Source organism: Bacillus sp. FJAT-49736 (assembly GCF_018343615.1).
In the GTDB taxonomy this organism is placed as follows: Bacteria; Bacillota; Bacilli; order Bacillales; family Bacillaceae_C; genus Margalitia.
Genome location: NZ_JAGYPI010000002.1, coordinates 135,053 through 158,262, shown reverse-complemented (window position 1 = coordinate 158,262; position 23,210 = coordinate 135,053). Strand labels below are relative to the sequence as shown.

Annotated in this window: 16 protein-coding genes and 1 pseudogene; 12 read left to right on the top strand and 5 right to left on the bottom strand. The window is 36.0% G+C overall.

The genetic code is table 11. From position 1 onward, the window contains the following. Positions 1-130 precede the first annotated feature (130 nt). Together KHA87_RS12380 and KHA87_RS12375 are read right to left on the bottom strand one after the other, a co-directional pair. A complete protein-coding gene (locus KHA87_RS12380; protein WP_213092307.1) occupies positions 131-1,003 on the bottom strand; it encodes an IS3 family transposase in 873 nt (290 codons plus the stop codon). Next, positions 1,000-1,290: a helix-turn-helix domain-containing protein gene (locus KHA87_RS12375; protein WP_213092306.1), complete on the bottom strand. Its 291-nt coding sequence runs from the start codon at positions 1,288-1,290 to the stop codon at positions 1,000-1,002. Before KHA87_RS12375 ends, KHA87_RS12380 begins: the two co-directional genes overlap by 4 nt. Before the next feature lie 232 nt (positions 1,291-1,522). On the opposite strand from KHA87_RS12375, the gene KHA87_RS12370 reads away from it, so the two are divergent. The 5 genes from KHA87_RS12370 (at position 1,523) to KHA87_RS12350 (ending at position 10,167) form a co-directional block, all read left to right on the top strand. Beyond that, positions 1,523-2,170: an HD domain-containing protein gene (locus KHA87_RS12370; RefSeq protein ID WP_213094478.1), complete on the top strand. Its 648-nt coding sequence runs from the start codon at positions 1,523-1,525 to the stop codon at positions 2,168-2,170. Between the two features lie 230 nt (positions 2,171-2,400). Continuing rightward, positions 2,401-2,649, top strand: a complete 249-nt coding sequence (locus KHA87_RS12365; protein WP_213094477.1) for a CsbA family protein — start codon at positions 2,401-2,403, stop codon at positions 2,647-2,649. Between the two features lie 290 nt (positions 2,650-2,939). Continuing rightward, positions 2,940-4,919 (top strand): excinuclease ABC subunit UvrB, encoded by a 1,980-nt coding sequence (gene uvrB, locus KHA87_RS12360; RefSeq protein WP_213094476.1) that lies wholly within the window; start codon positions 2,940-2,942, stop codon positions 4,917-4,919. A gap of 7 nt (positions 4,920-4,926) precedes the next feature. Beyond that, positions 4,927-7,806 (top strand): excinuclease ABC subunit UvrA, encoded by a 2,880-nt coding sequence (gene uvrA / locus KHA87_RS12355; RefSeq protein ID WP_213094475.1) that lies wholly within the window; start codon positions 4,927-4,929, stop codon positions 7,804-7,806. A 195-nt stretch (positions 7,807-8,001) separates the two neighbouring features. After that, positions 8,002-10,167, top strand: coding sequence for a bifunctional glycosyltransferase/CDP-glycerol:glycerophosphate glycerophosphotransferase (locus tag KHA87_RS12350; protein ID WP_213094474.1), 2,166 nt, complete (start codon positions 8,002-8,004; stop codon positions 10,165-10,167). A 65-nt stretch (positions 10,168-10,232) separates the two neighbouring features. On the opposite strand, the gene KHA87_RS12345 is transcribed toward KHA87_RS12350, so the two are convergent. Continuing rightward, a complete protein-coding gene (locus KHA87_RS12345) occupies positions 10,233-13,553 on the bottom strand; it encodes a CDP-glycerol glycerophosphotransferase family protein (RefSeq protein WP_213094473.1) in 3,321 nt (1,106 codons plus the stop codon). 50 nt (positions 13,554-13,603) lie between these two features. After that, positions 13,604-14,800, bottom strand: a pseudogene (locus KHA87_RS12340) (CDP-glycerol glycerophosphotransferase family protein); the annotation flags it as partial. 224 nt (positions 14,801-15,024) lie between these two features. Between KHA87_RS12340 and KHA87_RS12335 the strand changes: the two are divergent. The 6 genes from KHA87_RS12335 to KHA87_RS12310 all read left to right on the top strand — a co-directional run bounded on the left by KHA87_RS12335 (position 15,025) and on the right by KHA87_RS12310 (position 20,781). Continuing rightward, positions 15,025-16,239: a CDP-glycerol glycerophosphotransferase family protein gene (locus KHA87_RS12335; protein WP_213094471.1), complete on the top strand. Its 1,215-nt coding sequence runs from the start codon at positions 15,025-15,027 to the stop codon at positions 16,237-16,239. Positions 16,240-16,458: 219 nt separating this feature from the next. Then, complete coding sequence (gene tagD / locus KHA87_RS12330) at positions 16,459-16,857, top strand: glycerol-3-phosphate cytidylyltransferase (protein ID WP_213094470.1); 399 nt, start codon at positions 16,459-16,461, stop codon at positions 16,855-16,857. A 380-nt stretch (positions 16,858-17,237) separates the two neighbouring features. After that, positions 17,238-18,041, top strand: coding sequence for an ABC transporter permease (locus KHA87_RS12325; protein ID WP_213094469.1), 804 nt, complete (start codon positions 17,238-17,240; stop codon positions 18,039-18,041). 17 nt (positions 18,042-18,058) lie between these two features. Next, positions 18,059-18,868 (top strand): teichoic acids export ABC transporter ATP-binding subunit TagH, encoded by an 810-nt coding sequence (gene tagH / locus KHA87_RS12320; protein ID WP_213094468.1) that lies wholly within the window; start codon positions 18,059-18,061, stop codon positions 18,866-18,868. Positions 18,869-19,175: 307 nt separating this feature from the next. Continuing rightward, complete coding sequence (locus KHA87_RS12315; protein WP_213094467.1) at positions 19,176-20,288, top strand: DUF4097 family beta strand repeat-containing protein; 1,113 nt, start codon at positions 19,176-19,178, stop codon at positions 20,286-20,288. Positions 20,289-20,424: 136 nt separating this feature from the next. Further along, positions 20,425-20,781: a phage holin family protein gene (locus KHA87_RS12310; protein ID WP_213094466.1), complete on the top strand. Its 357-nt coding sequence runs from the start codon at positions 20,425-20,427 to the stop codon at positions 20,779-20,781. 285 nt (positions 20,782-21,066) lie between these two features. Here the strand turns inward: KHA87_RS12310 and KHA87_RS12305 are convergent, their stop codons facing one another. Continuing rightward, a complete protein-coding gene (locus tag KHA87_RS12305) occupies positions 21,067-21,768 on the bottom strand; it encodes an N-acetylmuramoyl-L-alanine amidase (protein ID WP_249310437.1) in 702 nt (233 codons plus the stop codon). A gap of 490 nt (positions 21,769-22,258) precedes the next feature. Between KHA87_RS12305 and hprK the strand changes: the two genes are divergently transcribed. Continuing rightward, the gene (gene hprK / locus KHA87_RS12300; RefSeq protein WP_213094464.1) at positions 22,259-23,194 is read left to right on the top strand and encodes an HPr(Ser) kinase/phosphatase; all 936 of its coding nucleotides are present in this window, start codon (positions 22,259-22,261) and stop codon (positions 23,192-23,194) included. Positions 23,195-23,210 lie beyond the last annotated feature (16 nt).

Below are 23,210 nucleotides of genomic sequence, written 5' to 3'. Positions count from 1 at the left end.
CTCATCAAAACAGCTGCTTTTTGCCATCATAACGGATTGTGTGTCCGCTTAAACATTGAAAACACCTCTTTTGTCACAAATAACGGATTGAACATGTACCCGTCAAGTAGACAAACTAAAAACCGCACAATTATCCTGCATTTAATCGATATTGAACAGGACTCATTTTAAGTTTTGTTTGTATACGATTATTGTTATAATAATTAATGAATGATTCTACAGCTTCGTAAACTTCTAGAACTGTTTCAGGTTGGCTGAAATGGTTCATTTCACACTTCATGTGACCAAAGAAGTTTTCGATGCAAGCATTGTCCCAGCAGTTGCCTCTGCGGGACATAGACTGGGTAATCCCCATGTCTTTCAAACGCTTAATGTAGCCACGGTTTGTGAATTGGACGCCTTGATCACTGTGCAAAAGTGCTCCTTTCACAAACCCTTTCTTTTTTAGGGTATCTAATGCTCTATACACTAATTTCATCTCTTGACTTGTGCCAACAGAATAGGCAATAATCTCCCCATTGAATAAATCTTTTATAGCACATACATAAACCCAGCGTTGTGATCCTTTTTTTACCTCCATATAACTAATATCAATCGATAATTTAATTCCAGGCTTTATTGCTTTAAAATTTCTATTTAATATATTGGAAAATTCCCCATGTGGTTGTGGCCTATTCTTAAAGCGTTTCCTTCTAATCTTGCAATATATTCCATACTTCCTCATCATTCTGGAGATGCGCTTCTCATTTACTTTTAAATGATACTCATTTTCTAAGGCTATCTTCATTCGCTTTCTTCCATAGGTACCCTTACTTTCTTTATATATCTTAAATATAAAAGGTAGTAATTCTTCATCCTTTTTATCTTGCTCATTATTCCCTAATCTTTTTACCCATTTATAGTACCCAGCCCGAGATACTTCTGTTATGGTGACTAATTTAGATATCGGATATTGTTTGGAGTTTGCATGTATAAAAGCAAAATGTACTTCTTTGTCATTCACCCCCTTTTTAGATCCAATAACTTTTTTAAATACATGTTCTCCAACTGAAGTTTCTCATATTTCTCTTGTAGGGATTCTTCCTCTTTTTTTCTTTTGCCTTTGCTTTTTATTCCTCTACTATCCACTAAGGCTTGAAACCCTCCTGCTTTTACTCTCTTTACCCAATCATGAACTCGTCTACGATCCACATCATACTTTTCCCCCAACTCACTTGCGGAGTTTCCCTCCATGTATTCCTCTACTACCTGTTTTTTTAACTCGTATGGATATATTTTTTTTGCTTTCATATAAACCGTTCCCCTTTCCCCACAAAAAAACTATAACATGGTTTTCAAGAGTGCGGTTTTCTAAAACTGTCTACTATATGGGTACAATATCAGATTCTCTGTCCTATTCAAAGAGTCACTCGCCCTTAATGTATCTACAAACAGCCTCATCTTGTAAATAAAGATGGGGTTTTATTATTTTTGCATTTCATGTTACAATCACAAAAACTATTCTGAGATAAGGATGATTTACATGGGTGTTCATCAATATTTTAAAAGTTTATCGGATCTAGAAAAGCTGTACAGATGTCCTGGAAAGTTCAAGTTTCAGGAGCATTCCGTTGCAAGTCACTCCTTCAAAGTAACAAAAGTCGCACAATTTCTTGGAACGGTAGAGGAGCTTGCCGGCAATACAGTAGATTGGAAATCACTGTATGAAAAAGCATTAAATCATGATTATAATGAACTTTTTACAGGTGATATTAAAACGCCTGTCAAATATGCTTCTAAAGAACTGCGCGATCTTTTTAGCCAGGTAGAAGAACAAATGTCGAAAAAATTTGTTTTAAGAGAGTTCCCAAAGGAGATGCAATCCATTTATTTGGAAAGGTTTAAAGAGGGAAAGGATGATACGCTGGAAGGAAAGATCTTAGCGGTTGCCGATAAAGTAGATCTACTTTATGAGTCCTTTGGTGAGATTCAAAAGGGGAATCCAGAAAGCTTGTTTCAAGAAATATATGAAGAGTCCTTGATGACCATACTTCAATTTAAAGATATGGAATGTGTTCAATACTTCTTAAAGGAAATTTTACCTGATATGCTGAATGAAAAGTTTATCGAGCATAGTGAATTGAACAGTATTACAAAGAAAATTATTAAGGCGACGATTTCGGATGAATAGGTACTTTCCCAATACACATTTTTTCGTTATGATATTATAAGTTAAGGATCATTTCTTAAACTATGTACTTTTTGTATATGCAGTTCTTAAATTCACCCTATTTTGTTTATATTCCATAGCCTTTTTAAGAAAAGATGCCCTGAAACTAAGTCTACTTTGGGATTAATAATTATATACGCAAAACAGCAATTAACAAGAAAACTGCCTCAGAAAAAATCAGGAGGGTTATTATGATTGGGAAAATTATCGCTGCTATCTTCCTGCCGGGTATTCTAGTGGTCTTTTTTACGAGGGTTACATACAGCAAGATTATCGGACTTCTTTTAACAGTTGCCTTAATCGTAGCCTCTGTCTATAAAGGATATACCCATACGGAGTTATTATATATAATCGATGCAGCCTCCTTAACAGCCGGCTACTTTTTTGCCAACAAAATGGGACCACCAAAACAAAAAAAACAACCAAATCAAAACGCATAATGCTTGAATAAATTAATTTAAGCATTATGCGTTTTTTCTTTAACGGATAAGTAGCAACTGAGTTGGATTTTTCCCTTTCAATCGCTGTGTTACAACTTCCTGGAAAATCACCGGCTCACAAAAAGGTACGCCGTTTTATGACATTCTGTCTGTAGACTCCAAATAAAAAACCGAAAATTTGTTCGCTTTTTTGTGGTTGAAAGTTTTATGTTTGTGGTAAAATAAGGACTATGATTATAGGTAGTGTGTATTAGAAAAATATATTTCTAGAATGGATGGGAGGTTACAGCATGACGGAACAATTTGAGCTTGTATCAAAATATAGCCCGCAAGGTGATCAACCTGAAGCGATAAAGCAAATTGTGGAGGGAATTCAAGCAGGGAAGCGATATCAAACATTGCTCGGAGCGACCGGGACCGGAAAAACATTTACGATTTCAAATGTGATTAAAGAAATAAATCGGCCAACTTTAATTATAGCTCATAATAAGACATTGGCTGGCCAATTATATAGTGAGTTTAAAGAGTTTTTTCCGAATAACGCCGTTGAATATTTTGTCAGCTACTATGATTATTATCAGCCTGAGGCATATGTACCGCAGACAGATACATATATCGAAAAGGACTCCAGTATTAATGATGAAATTGATAAACTACGACATTCCGCAACATCGTCTTTATTTGAAAGAAATGATGTTGTAATTATTGCCAGCGTTTCTTGTATATATGGCTTAGGTTCTCCAGAGGAATATCGGGAAATGGTGCTTTCGCTTAGAACTGGAATGGAGATAGAACGAAATCAATTACTGAGAAAGCTTGTGGATATTCAATATGCACGAAATGATATCGACTTCCAACGCGGAACGTTTCGCGTTAGAGGCGATGTTGTAGAAATATTTCCAGCATCTCGGGATGAGCATTGCTTAAGGGTGGAATTTTTCGGCGATGAGATTGACCGAATTCGGGAAGTGGATGCCCTGACAGGAGAAATAATTGGGGAAAGGGAGCATGTTGCTATTTTCCCTGCATCCCACTTCGTTACACGGGAAGAGAAAATGCGCATTGCAATTGAAAATATTGAACTGGAATTGGAAGAACGGCTGAAGCTGATGCGTGAAAATGGTAAATTGCTGGAGGCACAAAGACTGGAACAGCGAACAAGATATGATCTGGAAATGATGAGAGAAATGGGTTTTTGTTCAGGAATAGAGAACTATTCCAGGCATTTAACCTTGCGTCCGGCCGGTTCGACTCCTTATACCTTATTGGATTATTTTCCGAAGGATATGCTGATTGTAGTGGATGAGTCCCATGTGACTCTGCCGCAAATTCGCGGGATGTACAACGGTGACCAGGCGCGCAAACAGGTGCTAGTGGAGCATGGCTTCCGCTTGCCTTCCGCATTAGATAACCGCCCGCTGACATTTGCTGAATTTGAAGAGCATGTCAATCAAATTGTGTTTGTTTCGGCTACACCTGGTCCTTATGAAATAGAACATACGCCAACAATGGTAGAGCAGATCATCCGCCCGACAGGATTGCTTGATCCGAACATTGATGTCCGGCCAATCGAAGGGCAGATCGATGATCTCTTGGGAGAAATTAATGAGCGTATTAAACGTAATGAAAGAGTTCTTGTTACGACACTAACAAAGAAAATGTCGGAGGACTTAACCGATTATTTAAAAGAAGTTGGCGTTAAGGTTCAATATTTACACTCGGAGGTTAAGACCTTGGAGAGGATCGAAGTAATTCGTGACTTGCGGCTCGGTAAATATGATGTATTAGTTGGTATTAACCTACTCCGCGAAGGCTTAGATATTCCAGAGGTATCTTTGGTAGCCATATTGGACGCGGATAAAGAAGGCTTTCTACGCTCTGAGCGTTCCCTTATTCAAACTATCGGCCGTGCTGCCCGCAATGCAAACGGTCATGTCATTATGTACGCAGATAGAATAACGGATTCTATGGAAAAGGCGATAGAAGAGACGAAGCGTCGTCGTACTATCCAAGAGGAATATAACAAGAAACATGGTATTACTCCGCAAACGATACAGAAAGATATCCGCGATGTAATCCGTGCGACACATGCTGCAGAGGAGCAGGAAGAGTATGTTTCGAAAGAAAAATCAAGGAAGCTAACAAAGCAAGAACGCGAAAAATTATTGGCAAGTCTCGAACAGGAAATGAAGGAGGCCGCAAAAGCTCTTGATTTCGAACGGGCAGCCCAGCTTCGTGATACACTTTTAGAATTGAAAGCGGAAGGATGATGCCCATATGGCAAAAGATAAAATTATTGTGCAGGGAGCTAGGGCCCATAATTTAAAAAATATCGATATCACGATACCGCGTGACCAGCTTGTCGTGGTAACAGGGCTATCCGGCTCCGGAAAATCGTCCCTCGCTTTTGATACGATTTATGCCGAAGGACAAAGGAGATATGTAGAATCCCTCTCTGCATATGCCAGACAGTTTTTAGGACAGATGGATAAGCCTGATGTTGATGCGATTGAAGGCTTGTCCCCTGCGATTTCCATTGATCAAAAAACAACAAGCCGTAATCCGCGCTCAACCGTTGGAACGGTTACGGAAATTTATGATTATTTGCGGCTTTTATATGCGAGAGTTGGCAGGCCAATCTGTCCGAATCATGGAATTGAAATTACCTCGCAAACAGTGGAACAAATGGTGGATCGCATCTTGGAATATCCGGAAAGAACGAAACTGCAAATCCTTGCACCGATCGTTTCCGGACGAAAAGGTGCCCATGTAAAAGTTTTCGAGGACATTAAGAAACAAGGCTTTGTCCGCGTTAGAGTAGACGGAGAATTGCGTGACCTTGGAGAGGATATTGACCTGGAGAAAAATAAAAAGCATTCCATCGAGGTTGTGATTGACCGGATTGTCGTAAAGGATGGAATATCCGCACGGCTTGCAGATTCATTGGAAACAGCTTTGCGTCTTGCTGATGGAAAGGTCATTATTGATGTGATGGGGGAGGAAGAACTACTTTTTAGTGAACATCTTGCCTGCCCTCTGTGCGGATTTTCCATTGATAAAATGGAACCGCGAATGTTTTCCTTTAACAGTCCATTTGGGGCATGCCCTGAATGTGATGGTTTAGGGACGAAGCTGGAAGTAGATGTTGAATTGGTTATTCCAAATTGGGACCTTTCCTTGCGTGAGAACGCCATCGCTCCTTGGGAACCTGTCAGCTCACAATATTATCCGCAACTTCTGGAAGCAGTTAGCAATCACTATGGGATTGATATGGATATACCAGTGAAGGATATTCCGAAGCATCAATTGGATAAGCTTTTATATGGATCCGGTGATGAGAAGATTTATTTTAAATACGAAAATGATTTTGGTCAAATCAGGGAAGGAAACATCCATTTTGAAGGCGTCATACCAAATGTAGAGAGACGTTATAAAGAAACGAGCTCCGACTATATTCGCGAGCAAATGGAAAAATATATGGCCCAACAAGCCTGTCCGAAATGTAAAGGATATCGTTTGAAGGAGGAAACTCTTTCCGTAAAAATTAACCAAATGCATATTGGGGAAGTAACGGAATTTTCCATTGAACAAGCAGATCAATTTTTCAAAGGCTTAGATCTTACAGAGAAGGAAAGAAAGATTGCTAACCTCATACTTCGTGAGATTCGTGAAAGGCTTGGATTTTTAGTCAATGTCGGACTAGAATATTTAACATTAAGCAGGGCGGCAGGTACCTTATCAGGTGGGGAAGCTCAGCGGATTCGGTTAGCGACTCAAATTGGTTCCCGGTTAACAGGTGTCCTTTATATTCTGGATGAACCGTCTATTGGTCTACATCAGCGTGATAATGACCGTCTTATTGATACATTAAAAAATATGCGGGATATCGGAAATACCCTTATCGTCGTTGAGCATGATGAGGATACGATGTTAGCCGCTGATTATTTAATTGATATAGGTCCGGGAGCAGGCATTCATGGTGGAGAGATTGTTTCAGCTGGTACTCCTGAGCAAGTGATGAATGACCCGAACTCCCTAACAGGTCAATACTTATCTGGGAAGAAATTTATCCCTCTACCAATGGAGAGGAGAAAACCGGATGGACGCTTTATTGAAATAAAAGGCGCGAAGGAAAATAACCTAAAAAATGTGAACGTAAAATTTCCGCTCGGCACCTTTATTGCTGTTACAGGTGTTTCCGGTTCAGGAAAAAGTACACTTATAAATGAAATTTTATATAAATCGCTTGCACAAAAGCTATATCGTTCTAAAAGCAAACCTGGTGAATTTAAGGATTTAAAAGGTATAGAGTATTTAGAAAAGGTCATTGATATTGATCAATCACCGATTGGCAGAACACCACGTTCCAATCCAGCTACTTATACAGGGGTATTTGATGATATCAGGGACGTATATGCTGCAACCAATGAAGCCAAAATCCGCGGATACAAAAAAGGACGTTTCAGCTTTAATGTTAAAGGTGGAAGATGTGAGGCATGTCGTGGAGATGGTATAATCAAAATCGAAATGCATTTTCTTCCTGACGTTTATGTACCTTGTGAGGTATGCCACGGAAAACGATATAATCGGGAAACGTTGGAAGTAAAGTATAAAGGAAAAAGCATTGCGGAAGTATTAGATATGACCGTTGAAAATGCCCTTGAATTTTTTGAAAACATTCCAAAAATCAAAAGAAAATTACAAACAATTGCGGATGTTGGACTCGGATATATTAAGCTTGGCCAGCCTGCCACTACCTTATCTGGCGGAGAAGCACAGAGGGTCAAGCTGGCATCTGAATTACATCGCCGTTCCACAGGAAAATCTTTTTATATTTTAGATGAACCAACTACAGGATTGCATGTGGATGACATTGCAAGACTTCTCGATGTCTTGCAGCGTTTAGTAGAGAATGGTGATACCGTTCTGGTCATTGAACACAATCTCGATGTCATTAAAACGGTTGATCATATTATCGACCTTGGACCGGAAGGCGGCTCTAACGGAGGAACGATTATTGCAACAGGAACACCGGAAAAAATAGCAGAGGCTTCGGAGTCCTATACAGGTAGATATTTAAAGCCGATTTTGGAAAGAGACAAAATACGAATGGAACAACGGATTAATGAATTAGAAAGCGAAGGCATTACCATCTAATGATCCTAAAAAACCTATTTCGACTTATAAAGTCGAAATAGGTTTTTTTGCTTATGCTTTTTTGATGGCTTGGTGACTTAAGGGTATTTTTATGGTAACGTATTACATAAATAGCAGTTGAAATGCAAAATAGGAAAATTTCCGACAAAGTACGATTCTGCTAGAAATAAATAGGGGGGAGGAAAACGGAAAAAAATGAAGATATCCGTAATTATACCAGTATATAATACAGAGGAATTTTTGCCTGAATGCATGGAATCAGTAGTAAATCAGACCTATAAGGATATGGAAATATTAATTATTAATGATGGATCCACTGATTATTCATACAAGATTCTCAAAGAATACGAAAATAAGGATAATAGAATTAAATTATTCTCTTTTAAGGAACGTAAAGGGGTTGGTGCGGCCAGAAACTTTGGCATTAGTCAATCCACTGGAGAATATCTCTATTTTCTGGATAGTGATGATTATTTAGAAATATCCGCCCTTGAAAAACTCATAAATAATATTAAAAGTGGGAATATCCTATCGGGGCAATGGAAGGTCATGAAGAAAAAAGGTGACATCGATGAAATAGAAATCGAAGAAAGTGCTATCATTTATCGAGGAGCTTTACAGCATTTTAAAAGGAGATCCATCATTCATCATCTTATTTCAAGTGAATGGATAAAATCAAACAACTTGCGATTTTCGGAAGATGTAAATTGTTATTCGGAGCTACCTTTTATTGTATCGCTATTAAAATTGACATCGGAAGTTCCAAGATTAACGGACTGCCTATATTTTAAAAGATTAAGAAATGACCCAATCTCCAATCCGGCTGTTATGCAAGCGAGCAGAGAACAAAAATTACTAGATTTATTATCGATATATAATGATTTAAAAGGAAAGGAAAATCGCAATTTACTCGTTGAAGATTATTTAGATCTACAATTTCTTAATTTTTATCGAAAAAATGTAGTGATGCTGTTTGCGGATTCATCCAATATCAATGACTATTTTCATCTCTTAATTGCAACTGCGAAAAAGGTTTCCAAGCATATACTGAAAACAATGAATATCGTAGTAAGAAACGAGATTAAGTTACTAGCAAAAGGAAAGAAACAAAGCTATTCACGACTAATAGCATTTCATCATTTTGCTAGAAATTTAAAGCGAGCACTAACTGGCAGAACAAAAATGTATTATTATCTATATAATTCTATTTTTTTGAAGCTCCCTTTGAAGGAAAAAACGATTATTTTCGAAAGCTTTTTAGGAAAGAACTATTCCGACAGCCCCAAATATATTTACGAATATATGCAAGCCCAAAATATGGATTATAAATACATATGGATTTTTAATAAAAAAGTGAAGGACATTCCCGGTAATCCGAAGCAAATCAAGCGCTTTAGCCTTGCCTATTATTACTATTTGGCGACGGCAAAATATTGGGTCAGCAATTCGAGAATGCCTCTCCATTTAAAAAAAAGAGAAGGTAATATATATTTGCAAACTTGGCATGGCACACCATTGAAGAAGCTGGTATTCGATATGAACGATATATATTCTGCAAACCCGAAATATAAGAAACATTTTTATCAGCAGTCCAGAAGATGGGATTATCTTATTTCTCCAAACCAATATTCTACGGAAATTTTCAAAAGAGCCTTCAAATATGATAAAGCCGTTTTAGAATATGGATACCCACGAAATGATATTTTGTATCATATAGACCGCGATAACATTGCCAATAGAATCAAGCAAAAATTGAATATCCCCCTTGATAAGAAGGTGATATTATATGCACCGACTTGGAGGGATGATGAATTTTACGAGCCTGGGAAATACAAATTCAACATTAAGCTGAATCTCCAAGAAATGAAGGAGCAATTGGGTGATCAATATGTAATCCTGCTAAGAATGCATTATTTTATTGCCGATGATATTGACACTGCAGGTATGGAAGGTTTCGCCTATAATCTATCAAAATATGATGATATCGCAGAGCTTTATTTAATTTCAGATATTCTTATTACTGATTATTCCTCCGTCTTCTTTGACTATGCAAATTTAAAAAGGCCGATATTATTTTATACGTACGATTTAGAAAAATATCGGGATACACTAAGAGGATTTTATATTAATATAGAATCCGATGTTCCTGGTCCGCTTCTATATACCACAGGGGAAATTATTGATTCGGTAAGGAATATTGAGCAGATAAGCGAAAAATATAAGGATCGATATGATGAATTTTATCAAACATATTGTGATTGGGATAATGGAGAGGCTGCTGCAAAGGTGGTAAGACAAGTATTTTCGGATGATACAAATCATTATTACTATCAGGAAAAAGGCTCATCATTCAATCAATAAACAAAAAAGAAGAGCAGCAAGCTCTTCTTTTTTTGACATTATTTTAAAACTCCTACTTTGAACAATTATCCTTTATTACGGAAGAAATAATCCACAACTCTCTTGGATGAATCCGCATCTTGATAGTCACAATACTTGTTTTGGAATGCAGAGTACCTATCCTGGAATTGAGAAGAAATATTTTCGATATTTTTTACAGATGATACAATGTCAGAGGTTGTTTTCAAAAATGGTCCAGGAGCCTCTGCGACAAAGTCCATATAAAATCCTCTCAATGAATCTCTGTATTCTTCAAGATCATAAGTATAGTAAAGAATTGGTCTTCCAGTATGAGCAAAGTCGAACATAACAGAGGAATAATCCGTCATCAAAATATCTGAAATTAAGTACAGCTCTTGGATTTCCGGATAGCTTGACACATTAAAGACGAAATCAGAATATTCTTCTGGTATTGTTAATTTATTGCTAACAACAATGTGCATTCTTAATAATAAAACATATTCATCCGCTAAATTTTCATATAATTCCTGGATGTCGAGGTTCATATCGAATACAAATTTATTTTTATCCTTTTGGTTATCCCTGAATGTTGGGGCGTACAAAATAACCTTTTTCTCTTTTGGTATATTGATTCGGTTCTTGACCTTACGAGTAATTTCTTCCACATTTTCCTTGTAGAACAAATCATTTCTAGGATACCCTAATTCCAGAATATTGCCATCGTACCGGAAAGCACTTTTAAATGCTTTTGTTGCATAGTTACTCGGAGATAGTAAGTAATCCCATTGCTTCGTTGCATAAGCTACACGGTTTAAATAGTCCTCATCACGGCCATGGATCGTTTCGATATCAAATAGCATTTTCTTCAAAGGTGTTCCATGCCATGTCTGAATATAGGTCGTTTCTTTTCTTTTTCCTAAATACGTAGGGAAATTTTGATTATTAAACCAGAATTTCGCCCTTGCTAAATAATAATAATAAGATGGACTTAATCTTGTAATCTTTTTTGTATTTGGGTCTGTGAAGCGAACGTCATTGCGATTACATACCCATACAATTTTATAATCTAAATTCCTCTTTTGGATTTCCTCATAAATATATCGAGGACTGTCGGCATACTGCTTTCCAATAGAGCTCTCAAACAGCATTAACTTTTTATCCACCGGAAAGACCTTTTTAGCAATTCTATAAAAAAGCTTCATAGCAGGGAAGTAATACTTACTCCTTCTGAACTTCCGGAAAAGTACGGTAGCGATTTTTCCTTCCGAAACTTGCTTAACTAAATGGCGTTTTTTCTTATATGTTTGAATAACTTCGTAGATTCTTTCGTTTGCATGGCAATCCCGATATTTTAAAAACTTATTGGAACGTATTACATTTTCAGGAGTCATTTTAAAATCATTTATCGCATAAGACTCTAATGCTCCTAAAAGATCTTCCTGTGAAAAAACAATATCCCCAGGTAAATCGTTATCTAAGTCCAAATGGGAAGGTCTCTTTCCGATAAAACGATTCCGGTCAAATTGATAATAAATAATAGGTTTATGAAGAAAGCTGAAATCAAATGCTACACTTGAATAATCTGTAATCATTATGGCGCTTTCTTTTAATAATGTTTGGACGTCTACTTCACCCTGACTTATTACCTTAACTGGGGCATCCTTAAAATATGGTGTATAAATCTGCATATTTGGATGAAGACAGAAAATAATCTCGAAATGATATTTTTCTGCCATGCTGTGCAATGATTTATCATGAATTAATTGGTGATAGCGCTGAAAGTATTCCGTTTCGGTAAAATCCATGCTGCTTCCAATCCAATCACGCCATGTAGGAATGATCAGCAGTTGTCTTTTAACTTTCACATCGTTTCTTAATAAGGAATCAAATCTGGATAGTCCGGTTACAAAAACATCCTCTGGCTCATATTCGAAATCATTAACGATCATGTCCTTTTCAAAATCGGAGCTAACCAAAAAGGCGTCGGTGTTAAATCCTATTGCCTTTTTCCCATAGTTGGCAATCATGTTCTTTGTTCCCATAACACCATGTTGCAGAAATATTCTTGTTGCTTTTACCGCTTTTACAAATCTAGGTGATCTGACTGGATACAGATAATCAGCATGATGCGATGAAATAATTTTTCTAGCCATGATTGTATGCCAGATATGTTCTTTTGATTTGAATCTTAATACATTCCCAAACGGCTCTACATTACGATATTCCGGTGAACTTTCATCCATAACATAGAATACATTTTTATTAGGATGGGACTCTCTCATATACTTGAAAAAATGATAGCCCGTATCTTGTGCCTTGTAAGGACGTTCTCCAACTAACCAAATATCCTTATTACGATTCAAATTTCTTAAAAGCCAGGACCATTTCAGCAGCTTAGACATATAGAGGAAGGTTTCTTCATCAAACTTAAAAACCTCAAGCGATAAATTAGAAGCTTTAAACGTATAGTAGGGATTTACATTTGCCACAAAGCCATTAAGAAATGCATTCGCTTCTTTTGTGGAAAATCGTGTTCGGTACGTTGGTCTCCCAATTCGAACGATCTTTTCCTCCGGCTCATTTTGGAATTTAATAATTAAATATAAGTCGTATATATCTTCATCTAAAAGACCACCATTATAAATGGTTTGTAAAGGAAGCTCTGCTGTATATATATAACGATTTAGGCCATATTTTTGCTTTGTTTCCTCTTGTAGGTGGTTAAATGAAACTGGAAGCAAAATTTCTATTTCGGACAATCGTCCCTTTACCAAAAGATTTCCAGAAATAATTTGGGATTGATGGGTGAAAATTCTACCATTAAGATATAAATGATTCTTTTGGCTTTTAACTTTTTCAATTTGCAGCTTTGTATATACATCTATTTTTTCATTATAAGCGTAAGATAGATTTCCCTTTTTGGTCAGAAATGGAGTGCTAAAATCCTCGCCATTCTCATAAGTAGCTAGTCCGTTTATATTCGTTTGTTTGAAACGACCTAAACGAATAAAGTATTCTATATCATTTTCAACTTGCTCTAATTGTCTAAACCCTTTTTTCGTCATCAAATTTTCTATTTCCTCAGGGCTTAATAAGCGACTGCTAATACATACTTTCAAGTAAAAGTCATATACCTCAGGAAGAGATGAATGGATCTGTTGATGGATATCATTGAAATTTAGATGGAAATCAAATTCATTAGAAGGTTGTATGGCACCGAGCATGAATTCATTAGAACTGTCTCTTGATATAATCCAAATTTCTTTAACTTGATGGGAGGATTGAGTTAATTCGCCATTTATGCGAAGACTATGTCCATTTTGTTCTATATTTATAAAATGCTTTACTATTTTTTGTGCCTGTTTCTTTTTAAAAAAAGATATCATTATTTCCCCTCCTTGCTGCAAATTGAAAAATTGTCTGGTTGCTTTTCCAGTTACCGCGTCACTGCAAACAGTTTTTCAACGACTTTTTTAGATGAGTTGCCATTCTCCAAATAACAAAAAGTATTGTAGAATTCCTGGAAAGATTCGTCCACCTGGAACTGTGCTTTTTCAACCTCTTTAATTGCTTCCATAACTTCCTCTGTTGTCGTTAAGAGTGGTCCAGGTGCTTCCTTTTCGAAGTCAAAATAAAACCCTCTTAATTTATCACGGTAATGCTGGATATCATACGTATAAAACAATATTGGTCTCTTTAAATTAGCATAATCAAAAAATACCGATGAATAGTCTGTGATGAGCAAGTCAGATATTAAATAAAGCTCCCGAATATCCTCATGATTGGATAAATCATATGCAAACCCCTCATATGGGCTCAAATCGAAATTTTCAGCAACTAAATAATGCATCCTTAAAATAATTACATACTCATTTCCAAACTCAGTTCTTAATTTATCTAAGTCAAGCTTAATGTCAAATTTGTATTTTCCTTTACTGTAAAAATCGTCGTCGCGCCATGTTGGAGCATAAAGAATAACTTTCTTATCCATTGGAATATGACATCTTTTCTTAATTTCTTCTATTGTTTGCTGATTTCTGCAATTATATAAAAAGTCATTGCGAGGATACCCAGATTCAATCATTGTTTTATTAAAATTAAATGCTCTTTTGAAGATATCTGTTGAATATTTATTTGGGGATATTAAGTAATCCCATTTGCTTGTTGCTTTTCTAAAATTTTGTTTATACAATTCTGTATTGGTCCCAGGGATATACACTTCGTCCATATCTTCTGCGAGTTTTTTTAATGGAGTTCCATGCCAAGTTTGAAGATAAGTAGTATGTCTTGGCTTATCAATCCATAATGGCAGGCGGGCATTGTTAATCCAATATTGGGCACGAGCCATCATGATTAGCCATTTTATTGAGAATCTTCTAATATAAGGAATTTTTCTTCCGATAAAAATATTTTCATATTCTTTTTTTACACTCCATACCAGCTGATAATGTGGATAATTTTCCTTTAAATATTCATATAATGCCCTTGGATTGCAGCTATATTGCTTTCCAGAGTAACTCTCAAATACGATAAGATTTTTTTTTACCGGCAAATAGGATGCAGCATTAAATAGTCTTCTATAAACTTTGGGAACAATGCCGTGTTTTTTTATTTTGTTGAGTAATTTCATTTTTAAATCCATTACCTTTCTATTGCTAGTTTATCTATTTCTTTGCTTTCAAATCTAGGGAATATTATAAGTGTAAAAGGCTATTATTTCAAATTGTAAATGATGAGAGAAAGCCCTTTCATTATATGTTTTTATGAATTATTTTTATATGTCCGTAAAGTTAATGATATAATTTGAAGGAAATACTGTTGTTGGAAAATGGCTGAAAATGGTGGTTGGTGATATAGATGAAAAATAATATACGTAGTTTTGCTATTTGGACTTATTTAACAGCATTCCGATTGATATTTATGATAATGAATATGTTTCCTGTTAAAAGGAAGGTTACGTTTATCGTTTCTTTTGGTGATAATGCCATTTATTTATATGAGGAATTAAAACGCCAGCAAATTTCTTGTGAGGTTGTTTTTTTATTTAATAAGTCGTGTAAATATAACTTCTCTAAATATGAGGATGCAAAAGCAATTCCATTGAATACAGCAAATCTAATGCAGCTGGCGAAATCGATTTATCATATTGCCACATCGAAAACAATAATAATCGATAATTACTATGCGTTTTTATCTGTCATCCATTTTAAAAAGGAAGTAAAATGTATACAAGTATGGCATGCGGCAGGTGCTTTTAAAAAATTTGGTCTGCATGATCATTCCTTAAAAATGCGAACCAATAGGGATATAAAACGCTTTAAGAATGTTTATAAACGTTTCCATTATGTTGCCATTGGTTCAGATATAATGGGAAATATTTTTATGGAAGCATTTGGTTTATCCCCAAATCAGCTTTTGTACACAGGGATTCCAAGAACGGATATTTTTTATGATGAAAAGAGAAAAATGGATATTATGCAAAAGTTGCTTAGAGAATATCCAGATTTACGACATAAAAAAAGAATCTTATATGCCCCGACCTTTAGGGATGAACAACTAGATTTATTTGAATTTAAGCTTAATCTGGATTTAATGAAGCAAAAATTGGGTAAAGATTATATTGTTATGCTCAGACTGCATCCAGCTATTAAACATAAGCTTGATATGGAAAGTAAATATCATGATTTTGTTGTGGATCTTTCCACATATCATAATGTCAATGAATTACTTATGATTACAGATATATTAATTACGGATTATTCCTCGATTCCATTCGAATATGCATTATTGAAAAGACCAATGATCTTTTACGCTTATGATTTGGAAGCATATGGACAGGAAAGAGGTTTATGGTATGATTACAAGGAGATGATACCAGGTCCAGTTGTTTCTTCTACGGAAGATATCATCGAGCAAATTCTGAACAATTCCTATGATATGCAGCGGATAGAACAATTTTCTAATGATTGGAATAAGTATTCCGTGGGTTCATCCAGCAGCCAATTAATTCGCTATATTCGACCAACGCTTGAAACCGAAGAGCGAAGCCCAAACTATCCGGAATCTGTCTAATTCGCATGTATAAACCTAAACATAAAAATAAACACTAAAAATAAGGCTAATCTTAATATAAATTTAAATTTAATGCTTTTAACACATTTATGTAACTTTTTATATTTGAAAGTAATGGTTTTTCGATTATAATATTGGTTGTGTTTTATTTTGTACAACGTTTGTTATCTTGCTCGAATAACTGGCTAAAATACCAGTAATAAGGGAGAGGTTTTTGAAATGAAAAGAGTTATCACATATGGAACCTTTGATTTACTTCATTGGGGACATATTAATATATTAAAACGAGCAAAAGAACTTGGAGATTATTTAATTGTAGCGTTATCGACGGATGAATTTAATAAAATTAAAAATAAGAAATCTTACCACAGTTACGAAAACCGTAAATTTATTTTAGAAGCCATTCGCTATGTCGATGAAGTAATTCCGGAAAATGATTGGGATCAAAAGGTGTCCGATGTAATTGACCATGATGTGGATATATTTGTTATGGGCGATGATTGGAAAGGTCGTTTTGACTTCTTAAAAGATTATTGTGAAGTTGTTTATTTACCTAGAACGGTTGGTATTTCCACATCAAAGATTAAAAAGGATTTATTTACTGTAAAAAATGGCTAAATCTTTTAAGGGGGTAAAAATTACCCTCTTAAATTGCTTTTTCATTAAGGTTATTTTCACATAATTTGTTGTTTTTCGAATAAGCTCATCAACCTGAATAACTAAATGCCTCGTGGCATAATTTCGTTAGAAAGTTAGCGGAAATTGCCTAGAAACTTATAGTTGACTCTTATTAAGGTCCAAAAGCAACAAAGTTTACGAAAAGAGCCTTTATAGAAGCGGTGCCATACATATTATCCTCAATTTTATATAAAAGTATCTCAATATAAGGTTGTTTCCTTTTTCTCCATTTTATGTAGGGAAAAATAAATTTTTTTCCTCGTTTAAAAGGAAAGCAATCTTCTATAGGGTGCCTTTGTTTTTAAGGAAGGAAAAAATACATGAAATCTGTTTTTACCGTATTTAAGGAACAATTTAAAAGCTTTTACCTTATAAGCAGATTATCTGCATATGAAGTAAAGAGCGCTAATAAAAGCCATTACTTAGGAATTATGTGGGAAATTATCAATCCAATGATTCAAATTGCCGTTTATTGGTTTGTATTCGCACACATTACGACTAGAAGGGGAGAGGGAGATGTTCCTTACTTTCCATGGCTAATCGCTGGGATTGTTATTTGGTTCTTTATTAACCCGGCAATTACACAAGGATCCAAGTCTATTTATTCCCGAATTAAATTGGTTTCGAAGATGAGCTTTCCAATGAGCATTATCCCATCCTATGTTATTTTTGCGAAATTCTATCAGCATTTAATGCTGCTTGCGGCTATCATTGTTATATTGCATTTCAATGGTTACATCATTTCATGGCACTATTTTGAACTGCCATATTATATGTTTGCAGCCATTGCATTGACGTTATCCGTATCATTAATTACGTCGACACTCTCCATGATTGTAAGAGATGTACAGATGATTGTACAAGCAGTAATGAGAATGATGATTTATTTGTCGCCAATCTTATGGCCGCCGATCGGTAAAATGGAAAAGTTTCAACCGATATTAAAAATTAACCCGATATACTATGTGGTGGAAGGGTATCGAAATTCCTTACTCGGCCAAAAGTGGTACTTAGTAGAACATTGGCACTATACTTTATATTTTTGGGCGGTTGTCATCATTCTATTTATCATTGGTTCCAGTATCCACGTTAAGTTCAGAAATCGTTTTGTTGACTTTTTATAAAACGGATGTGAGTAAAAATGACAAAAACAGTTATTCTCCGTAATGTTGCCAAAAAATATAAAATGTATAAGCGCACATCAGAGAAAATACTTGATATACTTTTGCCCAAAGGCTATGGTGAGGATTTTTATGCCTTAAGAAACATTACCTTTGAGGCTAATAAAGGCGATGTAATTGGAATAATTGGTGTTAATGGCTCAGGGAAGTCTACGTTATCCAATATTATTTCCGGAATCATTCCTCCTACGGCTGGAACGATTGAGATAAATGGCGAGGTAGCCTTAATTGCGATTAACTCCGGATTAGATAATCAATTGACAGGTAGAGAAAACATTGAATTAAAATGTTTGATGCTTGGATTTAATAAAAAGCAAATCAAAGAATTAGAGCCGGAAATTATTGAGTTTGCCGAGCTTGGTAAGTTTATTGATCAGCCGGTAAAAAACTACTCGAGCGGAATGAAGTCACGTCTTGGCTTTGCCATTTCCGTCAATATTGACCCGGATATTTTGATTATTGACGAGGCCTTGTCCGTTGGTGATAAAATTTTTGCCGATAAGTGTGAAGCGAAAATGAATGAGTTTAAAGAAAAGGGAAAGACCATTTTCTTTATCAGTCATTCTATCTCTCAAATAAAGAATTTCTGTGAAAAAGCGCTTTGGATTGAGTACGGAGAAGTTAGAGCTTATGGGACAATAGAAGAGGTAGTTCCCAAATACGAAAAGTTTCTAAAGGACTTTAAAAAAATGTCTGATGTAGAAAGAAAAGCTTACCGTGAAAAGGTAATGCAAAAACGAAGCAGTCATTACGAACTTTCAGAAGCATAAAAAAAGACGAATCGCGCAAGAATAGCAGCGATTCGTTTTTTTATAGGCATGGAAATGATAAATTTCCATTATGAACAAAACTTTTTCTTAAAATCCTTTCTAAGTGATATTAACAGCTCACAAACCATTTAACCAAGTAAGCTAAAGTGTGATATTACCCGAAGTCAAATGGATGAGAATATTTACATCCCGAGACGGAGGTAGAAAACAAACGATTATGCGAAAATAGAAATAGGTAATAATAAACAATTTCTATCACTATCTTTATAATATGAGGTTCCCGGTTAATTAAAAGGAGGGTAAAAAGATGCAAATGGAAAGAAAACGTATATTGGAAATGGTTAAGGAAGGAAAGCTTTCCACAGAGGAAGCATTAACCCTGTTAGAAGCCCTGGAAAATGAACATAAAGGCAATGGAATGCAACATGAAATAGATTCCGTGTCCAAAAGTTATGAACAAGATAAACAGCATGAATATAAAGAGGATGAGCCATCTTCTCAGTTTTCTGGAGCTCGCGATAAAATAATGGATTTTGTTAATTCTGCTGTGAAGAAAATTAAGGAATTTGATTTTCAACTGAATCAATCGGTAGAATTTCCACATGTTTTTCAGCAAGCAGAAGCGGAATTCACCAATATTGATATCGATGTAGCAAACGGTCATGTAGAGATCAGACCGTGGGATCAGCCAGACACTCGAGTGGAATGCCAAGCAAAAGTTTATCGCAAGGATCAACGGGATGATGCACGCGCTTTTTTCATTGAAAACAGTTATTTTTCAGTAGAAAATAACCGTTTGCGCTTTTCTACGCAATCCAAGTGGATGAAAGTAGACACGGTAATCTATGTACCGAGAAGCTCTTATGAAAAAGCAATCATTCGCACCTTTAATGGAAAAATAACTGCGGAAAAACTGGATGTACAGGATTTTAAAACGAAGACTGCAAATGGGAAGATTTCTTTGCACGAAATGGTTACAGAAAAAATGGAAGCGGAAACAGCGAATGGTAAAATTATGATCCAGAATAGTAAGTCGAATAGGCTTGCTGCGGAAACAATGAATGGGCAAATCGACGTTGTAGGCTCCTACCACACAGTTGATTTACAATCCTTTAATGGAAATGTTCACTGTACATTAACAGAACAGGCGGATACTGTTCATGTTAAAGCGGTAACCGGTAATATCCATCTCTATTTACCGGATGGAAACGGTGTAGAGGGAGAATGTAAATCTAACTTTGGGAATATTAAAGTGGAGTTAGAGAATGTAGAAACCATTGTGGAAAAGAAGGAAATTGCTCAAAAGCAACTGAAATTTAAAAAATCAGGGGAATCTGAAGAGACTACAAGAGTTTTTGCTGATACAAAAACCGGCTCTGTCCATATAAAAAAGTTTGAAAAGAAAGAGACTGTTTATTAAGAAGAAACCTTCATAACAAGTCCCAATTTTTATTAGTAAGTGGGTATCTTTTCTTCAATAAGACTATATATTTTATAAAGGCTGCTTTCTGCCTTTATAATAAAGGAAAAGTGCCATAAAAGGAGTTTATTCTTGAATGAGATGGTTAATCAGCATATTTATCAATGCAATATTATTTGTTGCGATGGCAGGATTTTTTCATAGCTTTGAAGTTGCAAGCTTTGGTTCAGCAATCGTCGCAAGCTTTATACTATCGATTTTGAACGTTTTAGTTCGACCTATTTTGATTATATTAACGCTGCCAATTACGGTATTAACCTTAGGTATTTTCTTATTAGTCATCAATGCCTTTACCTTGCTATTAACCGACAGAATTATGGGAGATAGCTTTCAAATTCACAGCTTTGGAATGGCATTCCTAATGGCCGTTATTATGTCTATTACTAATATCATTTTGCAAAATACTATTTTGCAGAAAAACAAAAGAGCATAACAACGTGTGAAAAAAATCTACAGAACAAAACGCATGGATTCCATGCGTTCCTTTTTTTCATTTTTCGCGAACTCTGAGTTCCTTATTTTCGTAAAACATGATGTATTAAAGCAGTTGGAAGACACAGGATCCCTTATATCCTAAAATATCAGTAAAAATAGTACCTTTTCAGCTAGCTAACGGAACGTCAGGCCGTGAAATTCGTGAAATCACCCTTTTTGTTACGAATAACGGAACACTAGTCCGCTTAGGTTCCCCATAGTCGGCCAAAACTTTTCCAACCTATCACTTTTGAACTGTCCCCTTATTGTCTACAACGATTGGGTCAAACCCCTTACCCTTTAACTCCTTCGCTAATTGTTCAGCTTTTTTCTTATCAGTAAAAGCTCCAACTTGAACAAAATAATTAGTATTACTTTCAGGAGGTGGTGGGGCAGGTGTACTTTTCTTTTTTAAGTGGTATTGGTCTACAATTCCTTTTACGATAGCTTCCGCACAGGTTTCCTGAAAGGTCTTTGAACGCAAAAAGGCTTCTTCCTTTTTATTCGTATAAAATCCGCATTCGCAGAGAATAGCTGTCATATTTGATTCGCGCAAAACATGAAAATCTGCTGTTTTCACACCACGATCCGTTAAGCCGGTGCGAATAACAAGATTTTTTTGCACCTTTTTAGCTAATTCCATGGCCTCCTTCGGTTTAGTTACATAAGCATAGGTTTCAATACCATTTGCATTGTTCCAGTTCGTCCCATATGCGTTTGCATGAATGGATATATAGCAATCCACTTTTAGCTGATTGGCTTTATCCGTTCTTTCCTTTAAAGGAACATCCACTTTTTTGGAATGGGCAAAATAAACAGTTACATCCTTGTAATTTCCCAACAGCACCTTTACAAAATCGGCTACCTTACTATTAAATTCAAATTCCTTAAAATTGTTAGGGCTTCTTTTTCCAGCTGTATTCGGCCCATGTCCAGCATCCAGCATTATTTTCACTTGAACATCCTCCTTATGATTTTTGTAAAGGCTCTTTTCGTAACTTGTTGCTGTTAATACCAATCGCATATCATATAGATTCTACGAAAAGCTGCCCTGATTTCTGTATCGAATACGGACTAGGCATATATTCGAAAGCAACAACTTATACGAAAACAGACTGGTAATATACATTCAGAAGGTATCTATATTTATAATATGTTTAAGGTAGGAATTACGGTACCGTAAGAAGACATTTGTAAAGTATTAAGGGTAGTCTTCCGTTATAATGTAATGCTACAATAAAGAAAGCTTTACTTTTTGGCTTTGTAAGTGTTAATGCCATTTGGACACACATAGTGCATTGTTTTTTTCGCATGAATAATAACAAAAATGCCGGGCAGTGCAGCTGCAGAGCCTACTAATAAAGAATAGAAATTTGCTGATTGCTTGTCTGCATGGAAAGGCTAGTAGTGCAGATTAACGCAAGGAGGAAAAAAAATTGGCGAAGGTCCGTGTTGAGGATATCATTAAGAAATTTAATTTAGAATTAATCAGCGGAGAAGAAGGTATCCACCGTCCAATTACAACCAGCGATATTTCACGACCTGGTTTGGAATTGGCAGGATTTTTTAATTATTACCCAGCTGACCGGATTCAGCTGCTTGGCATGACGGAAATTACCTTCAGTGAGCGCTTAGACGGTGAAGAAAGAAAAAATCGTATGCAACAGCTTTGCAGTGATTTAACTCCTGGTATTGTTATTTCACGTGGTTTAGAGGTGCCGGAAGAGTTAATAGAAGCGTCTACTGAATATTCTGTACCAGTTATGCGTACAAATATGAAAACAACACGATTTTCCAGTCATTTAACGAATTATTTAGAATTCAAGCTTGCTCCTACAACAGCTGTTCATGGTGTCCTAGTTGATATATACGGTGTTGGAGTATTAATCACTGGAAAGAGTGGAGTTGGAAAAAGCGAGGCCGCTTTGGAGCTAGTTAAAAGGGGACATCGGCTTGTAGCAGATGATTGTGTGGAGATTCGTCAAGAGGATACGGACTCTTTAATCGGCAATGCACCAGACTTGATTGAGCATTTACTGGAAATTCGCGGACTAGGAATTATCAATGTTATGACACTTTTCGGAGCAGGAGCGGTCCGCAGCCATAAGCGAATTACGATGGTTGCCCATTTGGAGCTATGGGATCAAATGAAGCAATATGATCGTCTTGGCTTAGATGAGGAGAAGATTAAGATTATTGATACAGAGCTGCCGAGACTAACTATACCTGTTCGTCCGGGAAGAAACTTAGCGATTATTATTGAGGTAGCAGCCATGAATTACCGCTTAAAGAAAATGGGGGTAAATGCAGCTCAGCAATTTAATGAGCAATTAGCGAATGTCATTAAAAATGGGGAAAAAGACGTACATTAATCATCGTATAGAAAGG